This is a genomic window from Streptomyces alkaliphilus (assembly GCF_014141535.1).
Taxonomy (GTDB): domain Bacteria; phylum Actinomycetota; class Actinomycetes; order Streptomycetales; family Streptomycetaceae; genus Streptomyces; species Streptomyces alkaliphilus.
In genome coordinates, this window is the sequence record NZ_VKHT01000119.1 from 1 (window position 1) to 8,341 (window position 8,341).

Consider the following 8,341-nt stretch of genomic DNA (forward strand, 5'->3'; position numbering starts at 1 on the left):
TCACATGCCCGGGTCTCGCACACCCCCATCCGGCTCTCCCCTCTCACACGTCGGACGTGGGCGGCAACCACACCCCACCACCCCGGGGAGGGCCAAGGCCCCGTCGGCACCCCACCCGCCGGACGCCGACCGGTCAGTCGGCGTCGGCGGGGCGGAAGACGCAGACCTGCGTGCCGGTGGAGGCCACCGTGTGGGAGACAAGCCGCAGGTGCCGGGCCACGCCGTCCTCCGGGAAGATCCGCTTGCCGCCACCGAGCAGCACCGGCGAGATCATCAGGCGGTACTCGTCCACCATGTCGTTCTCCACCAGGGTACGGGCGAGAACCGTGCTGCCCATCACATGGATGTCGCCCTCCTCCGAGGCGCGCAGGTCGGCGATGGAGCCGAGCACATTGTCGGCGGGCAGGAGGGTGGAGTTGTTCCACGTCATGTCGGCGTCGGTGAGGGTGGTGGAGGCGACGTACTTCGTGATCGCGTTCATGTGGTCGGCGAAGGGGTCGGTCCCGGCGCGCTCGGGCCAGGCCGCCGCCATCTTCTCCCAGGTGCGCCGGCCGAACAGCAGGGCTCGGGTGTCCTTCATCGCGTCGTCGATGGCACCACCCATGACCTCGACGTCGAAGTACGGCATGGACCAGCCACCGTGGGCGAACCCCCCGTCGGTGTCCTCCCCCGGCCCACCCGGGGCCTGTGCCACACCATCCAGACTCATGAAGTCACTCAGCACGATACGCATGGGTCGCCTCCTCAAGGCGTCGTCGGATGCGACCACGAACATCCCACCCACCGCGAGCGGCCGGTGACGTGTGGTGGTCGTCCACGTCTCCTCGGAGAGTAGGTAACGCCTCTGACAATCCGTCCGCTCCGACATGCCACCGGGCGGGCGCCGAACCCGTCCGGACGCATCCGCCGCTCATCCCCCGCCGGGTGGGGCCTCCGTCCAGCCGTCCGCCCCGAGCGGATAGACGTACGCCGGGCGGCCCCGGGCACCACTGGTGCGGAACGGTTCGCCGCCGTCGTCGACACGCACCGTCCCGTGCCGGTCACCGGCGACCCACTCCAACTCCAGGTACCACCGCACGTCGTGGTCGTCGGTGTGGGCGGTGACATACAGCACGAGGGGATCGTCCCCGCTCACCTTGTGGGGAAAGGCGTGGAGGTCGGAGCCGGGTACGGCCACGGGGCGTCCCGCGTCGAGGTCCACCTCCAGCTCATGAGTGGGGACGTTGCCACCGCAGCCCACTCCCGTGCCGTAGTCGTTCCACGGCAGCGGGGCCCCCTTGGCGACCAGGCGCACGTGAAGGTCCCGCAGGATCACCGTTCCCTCACCGACTCCCTGGACGGTGATCTCCACGAACTGCTCTTCCGCGGTCACCGCCCCGGAAGCGGCCACCCAGGCGGGGGCGTCCTGCTCGAAGGGCGGCGGGGGCACCTCCTCCGGCGGGCGGTTCAGGAGGTAGCGCCGGCTGCACGGGTCCGGGAAGGCGTGGGGGCGGGTGGAGACGCGCACCGGGGCGGGGTCACCCACCGGAGCCGGGTCGGTCCCGGTCCTCTCCCGGGTCTCCTCCGGCGTCCGGGGCGGCGGGAGCGTTCCCCCGTCCACCGGATCGTCGGGGACGGCGGCGTCATCGGCCGCTTCGGTTCCCCCGGTCCCGTCCGGAGCGTTCGGGGAAGGGGGCCTCTCCGGGCCGTGCGGGACCCCGGCGTCGTCGGTGACCACCGTCCCCTCCCGTTCCTCCTCTCCCCCGAACGCCGTCGTCTCCCGCTGCCGACCGTCGTCGTTCCCCTCGATCTGCGCCCGGGTGAGAAGGACGGCCACCACGGCGACCAGAACCACCGCGACACCGGCGAGCAACGTCCTGCGGCGGGTCGGACGGGACCCGCTCCCGTCGACACCACCGGGCGGGAGCGGGCCGGACACGGCGGAGATCTCCTCGGGCCGGTGCGCCACCTCGGGTTCCGGGGCGGACGCGGGCGGCGGTGCCTCCGGGGCCGAAGCGGGTTCCGGCCCCGGCACCGATGCGGACGGGGCCGATGCGTCGGGTTCGGCACCGGCCTCCCCTCCCGACGCCTCCGGGGGCCCGGCCGGCACCTTCCGTCCCCGCTGTTCGTCCGCCGCCTCCCAGCGCAGCCGCAACTCCCGCAGCTCCCCCGGCGTCGCCCGGCACGCGCGGGCGAAACGCTCCACCGCCCCGTACTCCATCGGCACCGCATCGCCGTTGCAGTACCGGTGCAGGGTGGACGTACTGGTGTGCAACTTCCTGGCGAGCACTCCGTAGCTGAAACCGGAGCGTTCCTTCACCTCTCGCAGCAGCGCCGCGAACTCCTCCGCCTCCCGGGACATCCCCTGGCTCTCCCTCTGCCGGCCGTCGACGGGCCGGCGCGCGTCCGGCCGCCGCCCCCTCGTCGGTACGGACACCGACCATGAAACCACCTCGCCCGGTTCCTTTCCGGCCACGCCGCCGGGTTGACCGGAAGGGGACCGCTCCGTCCCGGGTGGAACGGTGTCCGCGCAGGTGGGAGGGGGGTGGAATGTTCCGGCGTCCCGTGGGGGCCGTTCCACGTGGCGGTCGCCGCCCCGGGACGGGCAGCGTGAGGGACGTGCCGAGGGAAACACCCCGACGCCGGTCCACGGCCCTGAGCCGAGGCCCTCACCGCCCGACGAAAGAAGACGTACCCATGTCCCGCAATCGCACCCTGTCCCGTGGCCTCGTGGCCGCCGGTCTGACCGCCGCCTCGCTCGCCCTGGCCGCCTGCCAGTCCGGCTCGGACGTCTCCTCCCCGGGGGGCGGCACCGCCGCCGACCGACCCGCGACGGTGGTGGAGGAGACCCCGGTGGAGGACACGGCGTCCGGGGAGAACACCGCGGAGGACACTCCGGCCGAGGGCGCCGCCGCCGGCAGCGGGGCACCCGCCGCGGGGGCCACGAGGGTGCCGGCCGGGAACCCGGCGGAGGGCACCGACGCCGGGGAGGCCGCCCCGGTCCCCGCCCCGCAGGAGAACGGTCCGTCGGCCGTCCCCGCCGGCGATCGCCGGGGGAAGGAGGACAGTTCCCGCCCCGGGAAGGACGTTCCCGTCCTGCCGGCGTGCACCTCCTCGACCACCAAGCTCACCGTGGCGCCCGTGCCCCGACCGGTCAACCACCTGCTGCTGACGGTGACCAACACCGGCAGCACGGCCTGCGCCCCCTACAACTACCCGTACCTGCGCTTCGACGAGGGGCACTCCGTGATGCAGGTCGTGCGGTCCAGCGTCCCGCAGGCGGTGGTGGTCCTCGAGCCGGGGGAGTCCGCGTACGCGGGCATCAGGACCTCCTCGGCGGACGACAGCGAGGTGAGGCCCGTCGAAGGGCTCGAGGTCTTCCTCACCGACCGGAACGGCCGGACGGTCGGGAACTCCGTCACCCTGCCCGTGCCGGCGGGGACGGCGGAGGGGGCCTCCGCCGCCGTCACGTACTGGCAGAGCGACCGGGCCGACGCCCTGATGTGGTGACGCACCCGTGAGCGGCACCGCGTGCCCCGGGCCGCCGCCCGTCCCCCACGGGGGTGGGGACGGGCTGCGGCCTCCAGGACCGCGAGGTGTTGGCTGATCGCCTGACGCGAGGAGCCGAGGCCGTGGCGGACGGCGAGCCGGGAGCAGATCTCGAGGAGGGTCCGGCCGTCGCGTTCGGTCAGCTCGTCGAGGATCGTCCGGCGGGTGGGATCGGCCAGGGCCTTGAACAGATCGTCCGACACCACACCGGCATCGGCAAGCTTTCACTTGCCTGTCAAGCAGGAGTGAGCTCCGACCGGAACCGTCACGCGGGCTTCACCGGAGGGAGCCGGGTTCCGGGCGACCACCGCCCCGAACGCGCGGATGCCCGGGCGCGCGTCACACGCGCCCGGGCACATGACCGGGTCTCCCTCATGCGGGCCGGGAAGGGATCAGTCCTGCCCGTCGCCCACGTAGCGGTAGATGTTCCCGTTGGCGTTGACCCCCCACACCGTACCGTCGGCGGCGGCCCCGATATCCGTCAACCCACCCGGAACCCGACTCCACGGACTCCCATCGTTACCACTGTAACGATAGATGTTCCCCGCCGAATTCACCCCCCATACACTTGTCCGCGAACCCGCCGAGATGGCGGTGAGAGCGCCCGAGATCTGCACCCAATCGGCCACGCCGATTCCCCTTCCGGTACGGAACACTGCACCCCATTTCTGAACCGGCGGAAGAAAACCAAACGATTCATCCGGGGAACACGGTGGCAGAAGGGCGGAAAAGCGATGTTTGACGTGACGCTCCCGCGTCATCGAGTCCCGGAGCGCCCCGTGCGCACCACACGGTTGTCCTGAAAGGAAATGACCCACACGAGGGAAGAGAGGTCATCGGGTTGACCCCGTCGACGCACTCTTCCCCGGAACTCGCGCCCTCGCCGGCCGCCGACGACCCCGTCGCGGAAACCCGGATGCGAGGACCGGCCACGGCACGTCAGGCTCGGTCCATGACCCCGACTCCGTGGACACCTCCCGCCTGGTACCCGGACGAACTCGACGCCGCCGGACCGGAACACCTCGACCCGGCGTTCGTCGCCGGCTTCGACCGCAAGCAGGGGTACCCGGACCCGGCGGAGGACCTGGCCGCCCTGCGGACCGCCGGTGTCGGGCCGGACGCCACGGTGATCGACCTCGGCGCCGGCACGGGCCGCTTCGCGTTCGCGGCCGCGCGGGAGTTCGGTCGGGTGGTGGCGGTGGACGTCTCCCCCGCCATGGTCGCCCATCTGCGGGAACGCGCCGATGAGGAGTCCGGTGGGACCGGCGGGCGCGTGCCGATCGTCGTGCGGGGCGGGTTCCTGTCGTACCGGCACGAGGGTCCGCCGGCCGACGCCGTCCACACCCGGCACGCCCTGCACCAACTGCCGGACGCCTGGAAGGCCGTGGCGCTCACCCGGATCTCGGGGATGCTGCGGCCCGGCGGGATCCTGCGCCTGCGGGACCTGATCCTCGACTTCCGCCCGGCGGAGGCGGAGGAGCGGCTGAACGCCTGGCTCGCCGAGGCCCCCGACCCGGAGACCGACCCCGACGTGGACCCGACGACCCGGTACGTCCGCGCCGACTATGTCGAGCACCTGCGCACCGAGCACAGCACCTTCCGGTACCTGCTGGAGGCGATGCTGGACGACGCCGGGTTCGAGATCCTGGACGCGGACTTCCCGCACCCGGTGTTCGGCGCCTACACCTGCCGGCGGCGCTGACCGCCCCGGCACGGCGGCCCGGCCGATCCCGGCAGCGGTGGGGCCGGGGGCCCGATGTGCCGGCCCCGGAGGAGGGGCCGGCGTGGACGGCGATGGGCGCCGGCCCGACGGGGCGGGCCGAGGGGCCCGGGCCTCCGGGCCGAAAGGGAAAGCCGGAGGAAGAAGCCGGCGAGGAAGGCGAGGACGAGCAGCGCGAGAAGGCCGAGCCCGTACAGCGGGGCGGGGATGTGGGCGCCGGCGTTCACGCGGCCAGTCCCCACCGCAGTTCGAACCAGACGCACTTCTCGCCGGGGCCGGGCACCGGCCACTCCCCGAACGATGCCCCGGGGGCGTGCGCGGAGGTGTGCGCGGCGGCGTGCCAACTGATGCCCCAGGCGTGCGCGAGGAGACCGAACAGGGCCATGCCCCGGCCGTGTTCGGTCTCCGGGTCGGGGTGCCGCCACACGGGCAGCGCCTCCGGCGCCGTGTCCACGACGGCGACCACCACCCGGGCGTCGAGCAGGACGGTCCGCACGAGGATCCGTGGCGTGGCGGTGTGCCGGTAGACGTTGGTGACGGCCTCACTGACCAGCAACTTCGCCGTCTCCGCCACCTCCTCCCACCCCTGCTTGCCCAGCACCTCCGCCACATGATTGCGTGCCAGTCGCGGCGCCTCGACCGCGCTGGGTACGCACAATCGGTACTCCCGCACCGCGTCGGACGGCTCCACGGTCACGTCACCCGCGTCGAGAACGGCGATCGTCATGTCCTGACTCCTCTGCGCTCGTTGGCTCCGATTCACGTCCAGGCATGCCACCGTGGCCCGGAGATCCCCTACGGAGATCCCTGCACTGCGGATTCACCGGCTGCTCGGACGATCTGGAAGGAGAGTAGACCAACCCGCCAACCCGTTATACCTTTTTTCACTAAAGGGTATTCCATGGACTGTAGTTCTATTTTCCCCTTGTGGCACCATGCCTTCTGGACACTGGGAGGGTCATGGCACCGAGAGTTGCACCCACCGGCCGACAGCGCCGCTTGGGAACAGAACTGCGCAAGCTTCGGGAACGCGCCGGGATAACCGCCCCGAAAGCAGCAGAAGAGTTGGGAACGAATCGAACCGCCATCAGCAACCTGGAGGCAGGGCGCTTCGGTGTGAGCCCGGAACGGGTGCGCACATTGGCCACCCTGTATCGCTGCTCGGATGAGCGATACATCGCAGCCCTCGAAGCCATGGCAGGCGAACGAGGAAAGAAGTGGTGGGAGGAGTACCGAGGAAAACTACCGGTCAGCACATTGGACGTCGCGGAACTGGAGCACCACGCTTCCGCACTGGAGACAGTCCAAATTTTGCATCTTCCCGGCCTGCTCCAGACAGAGGATTACGCCAAAGAGGTCCTTGGCGTCGATGTCCCACCACCATCACCGGTGGACCTTCGCCGACGCCTCTCCTACCGGATGCGGCGCAGAGATGTTCTGGACCGGGAAGACCTCCTGCACTGTACGTTCTTCATCCATGAATCCGCCCTCCGGATGAGAACCGGGGGAACCACCGTCTTCAAAGGCCAGATCCGCCACCTCATGGAAGCCTCCACCAGGGACAACATCACTCTCAGAGTGATCCCTTTCACCGCCGGCGTCTTCCCCAACACCGGTATCTCCACGGTGTATGCCCATGGCCCCGTGCCCGCCCTCGACACCGTCCACGTGGACGCCCCTCACGGAAACTATCTCCTGGACGCGGATACCCACCTTGACAACTACAGAGCTATCATGAGGCGGATCGGAGAAATTTCCTTGACCCCTGAGGGAAGTCGCGACCTCCTGCGACAAATCCTCAATGACAAGTGAAGGATGTGTCGATGATTTTCCCGACATGGCAGAAGTCATCTTTCTCCACCAACGGCGCAGAATGCCTTGAAATGCGCCACTCCTCCACCTTCATTCAGCTCCGAGAAAGCGAGTCACCCGAAAATATACTCGCTGCCGATCCGAAAAGGGTGCATGCATTGATTCACCACCTCAAAAATTCCGCCGGGGAACAGGAGTGACTCGATTCACCTGGCAGAAGTCTTCCTTCTCCACCAACGGAGTGGAATGCGTCGAGGTGGCTCGGACGCCCGAGGCGGTGTTGATACGCGAGAGCGAGGCGCCGGGGCGGGTGCTGACCACGACGCCGGCGCGGCTGCGCGGGCTGGTGAAGACCCTCAAGGCGGAAAGCCAGTCGACTCCGCCCGGGGTCTGAACTTTCCGTTCGGAAAAACCGATTGACCGCCCCGGGATGCTGAGGGGCATGGTCGATCGCCTGTTCTCCGAACGGAAACTCGCCGAACTGTACGACGTGCTCTACCCATGGAACTGCTCCCCGGACGACGCCTTCTACCTCGACCTGGTCATGGAGGCGTCCTCGGTCCTCGACGTGGGATGCGGCACCGGGCTGTTGCTGCGTCGGGCCCGCGAGGTCGGCCACACCGGCCGGCTGCGCGGGCTCGACCCGGCCGCCGCCATGCTGGACGTGGGCCGTGCCGCAGGCGAGGGGACCGGCGCCGGGGTGGAGTGGGTGCACGGTGACCTCACGACCGTCCCCCACGACCGGGAGTTCGACCTGGTCGTCATGACCGGTCACGCCTTCCAGGTCTTCCTCACCGAGGACGAGGTGCGCGCCGCCCTCGCCGCCGTCCGGGCCGCGCTCGTGGACGGTGGCCGGTTCGCCTTCGAGACCCGCAACCCGGCCGCCCGCGCCTGGGAGCGCTGGACACCCGACCACCCCCGCGAGGTCGTGGACGCGAACGGCTTCCGGGCGCGGTGCGAGCACCGGATGGACACCCCCGTGGAGGGAGAGCTGGTGAGCTTCACGACCACCTTCACCGCCGATTCCCTGGACGGCCCGGAGACCAGCCGCAGCACCCTCCGGTTCCTCGACGCCGACACCCTCACCCGGTTCCTGGAGGAGGCCGGCCTGACCGTGGAGGCCCGTTACGGCTGGTGGGACCGTTCCCCGCTCACCGCCGAGAGTCCCGAGATCATCGTCATCGCCCGCCGGGACCGACCAACACCGGGGCCCCGGCCCGAAACAGAAACAATCCCCCTCGGGGCCCGACAGGATGCCCGGGCCCCAGCACCCCACCATCC

The 8,341-nt window shown here is 70.3% G+C and carries 10 protein-coding genes and 1 pseudogene; 6 read left to right on the forward strand and 5 right to left on the reverse strand.

Annotation, left to right across the window (positions count from 1 at the left end; translation table 11 throughout):
- Nucleotides 1-133: 133 nt before the first annotated feature.
- Both FNQ90_RS06500 and FNQ90_RS06505 read right to left on the reverse strand, forming a co-directional pair.
- Nucleotides 134-733 carry a dihydrofolate reductase family protein gene (locus FNQ90_RS06500; protein WP_143624828.1) on the reverse strand — a complete coding sequence of 200 codons (600 nt, stop codon included), beginning with the start codon at nt 731-733 and terminating at the stop codon, nt 134-136.
- Nucleotides 734-910: 177 nt separating this feature from the next.
- Nucleotides 911-2,341, reverse strand: coding sequence for a helix-turn-helix domain-containing protein (locus FNQ90_RS06505; protein ID WP_182605391.1), 1,431 nt, complete (start codon nt 2,339-2,341; stop codon nt 911-913).
- Nucleotides 2,342-2,676: 335 nt separating this feature from the next.
- Here FNQ90_RS06505 and FNQ90_RS06510 point away from each other — a divergent pair, with 335 nt between their 5' ends.
- Nucleotides 2,677-3,489 (forward strand): DUF4232 domain-containing protein, encoded by an 813-nt coding sequence (locus FNQ90_RS06510; protein WP_182605392.1) that lies wholly within the window; start codon nt 2,677-2,679, stop codon nt 3,487-3,489.
- Nucleotides 3,490-3,554: 65 nt separating this feature from the next.
- On the opposite strand, the pseudogene FNQ90_RS06515 reads toward FNQ90_RS06510, so the two are convergent.
- Both FNQ90_RS06515 and FNQ90_RS27100 read right to left on the reverse strand, forming a co-directional pair.
- A pseudogene (locus FNQ90_RS06515) lies at nt 3,555-3,731 on the reverse strand (helix-turn-helix domain-containing protein); the annotation flags it as partial.
- 189 nt (nt 3,732-3,920) lie between these two features.
- Nucleotides 3,921-4,289, reverse strand: a complete 369-nt coding sequence (locus FNQ90_RS27100; RefSeq protein WP_228470920.1) for a tectonin domain-containing protein — start codon at nt 4,287-4,289, stop codon at nt 3,921-3,923.
- Between the two features lie 191 nt (nt 4,290-4,480).
- Between FNQ90_RS27100 and FNQ90_RS06525 the strand changes: the two genes are divergently transcribed.
- Nucleotides 4,481-5,230, forward strand: coding sequence for a class I SAM-dependent methyltransferase (locus tag FNQ90_RS06525; RefSeq protein ID WP_182605393.1), 750 nt, complete (start codon nt 4,481-4,483; stop codon nt 5,228-5,230).
- A 241-nt stretch (nt 5,231-5,471) separates the two neighbouring features.
- On the opposite strand, the gene FNQ90_RS06530 is transcribed toward FNQ90_RS06525, so the two are convergent.
- Nucleotides 5,472-5,975 carry an ATP-binding protein gene (locus FNQ90_RS06530; protein ID WP_182605394.1) on the reverse strand — a complete coding sequence of 168 codons (504 nt, stop codon included), beginning with the start codon at nt 5,973-5,975 and terminating at the stop codon, nt 5,472-5,474.
- A gap of 233 nt (nt 5,976-6,208) precedes the next feature.
- Here FNQ90_RS06530 and FNQ90_RS06535 point away from each other — a divergent pair, with 233 nt between their 5' ends.
- From FNQ90_RS06535 to FNQ90_RS06550, 4 genes are all read left to right on the forward strand, one after another.
- On the forward strand, nt 6,209-7,060 hold the full coding sequence (locus FNQ90_RS06535; protein ID WP_182605395.1) for a helix-turn-helix domain-containing protein: 852 nt from the start codon (nt 6,209-6,211) through the stop codon (nt 7,058-7,060).
- Between the two features lie 11 nt (nt 7,061-7,071).
- Nucleotides 7,072-7,260: a DUF397 domain-containing protein gene (locus tag FNQ90_RS06540; RefSeq protein WP_182605396.1), complete on the forward strand. Its 189-nt coding sequence runs from the start codon at nt 7,072-7,074 to the stop codon at nt 7,258-7,260.
- Nucleotides 7,257-7,454 (forward strand): DUF397 domain-containing protein, encoded by a 198-nt coding sequence (locus tag FNQ90_RS06545; RefSeq protein ID WP_182605397.1) that lies wholly within the window; start codon nt 7,257-7,259, stop codon nt 7,452-7,454. Before FNQ90_RS06540 ends, FNQ90_RS06545 begins: the two co-directional genes overlap by 4 nt.
- Nucleotides 7,455-7,502: 48 nt before the next feature.
- Nucleotides 7,503-8,341 (forward strand): class I SAM-dependent methyltransferase (locus FNQ90_RS06550; protein WP_182605398.1); only part of this gene is annotated, 839 nt, incomplete at its 3' end.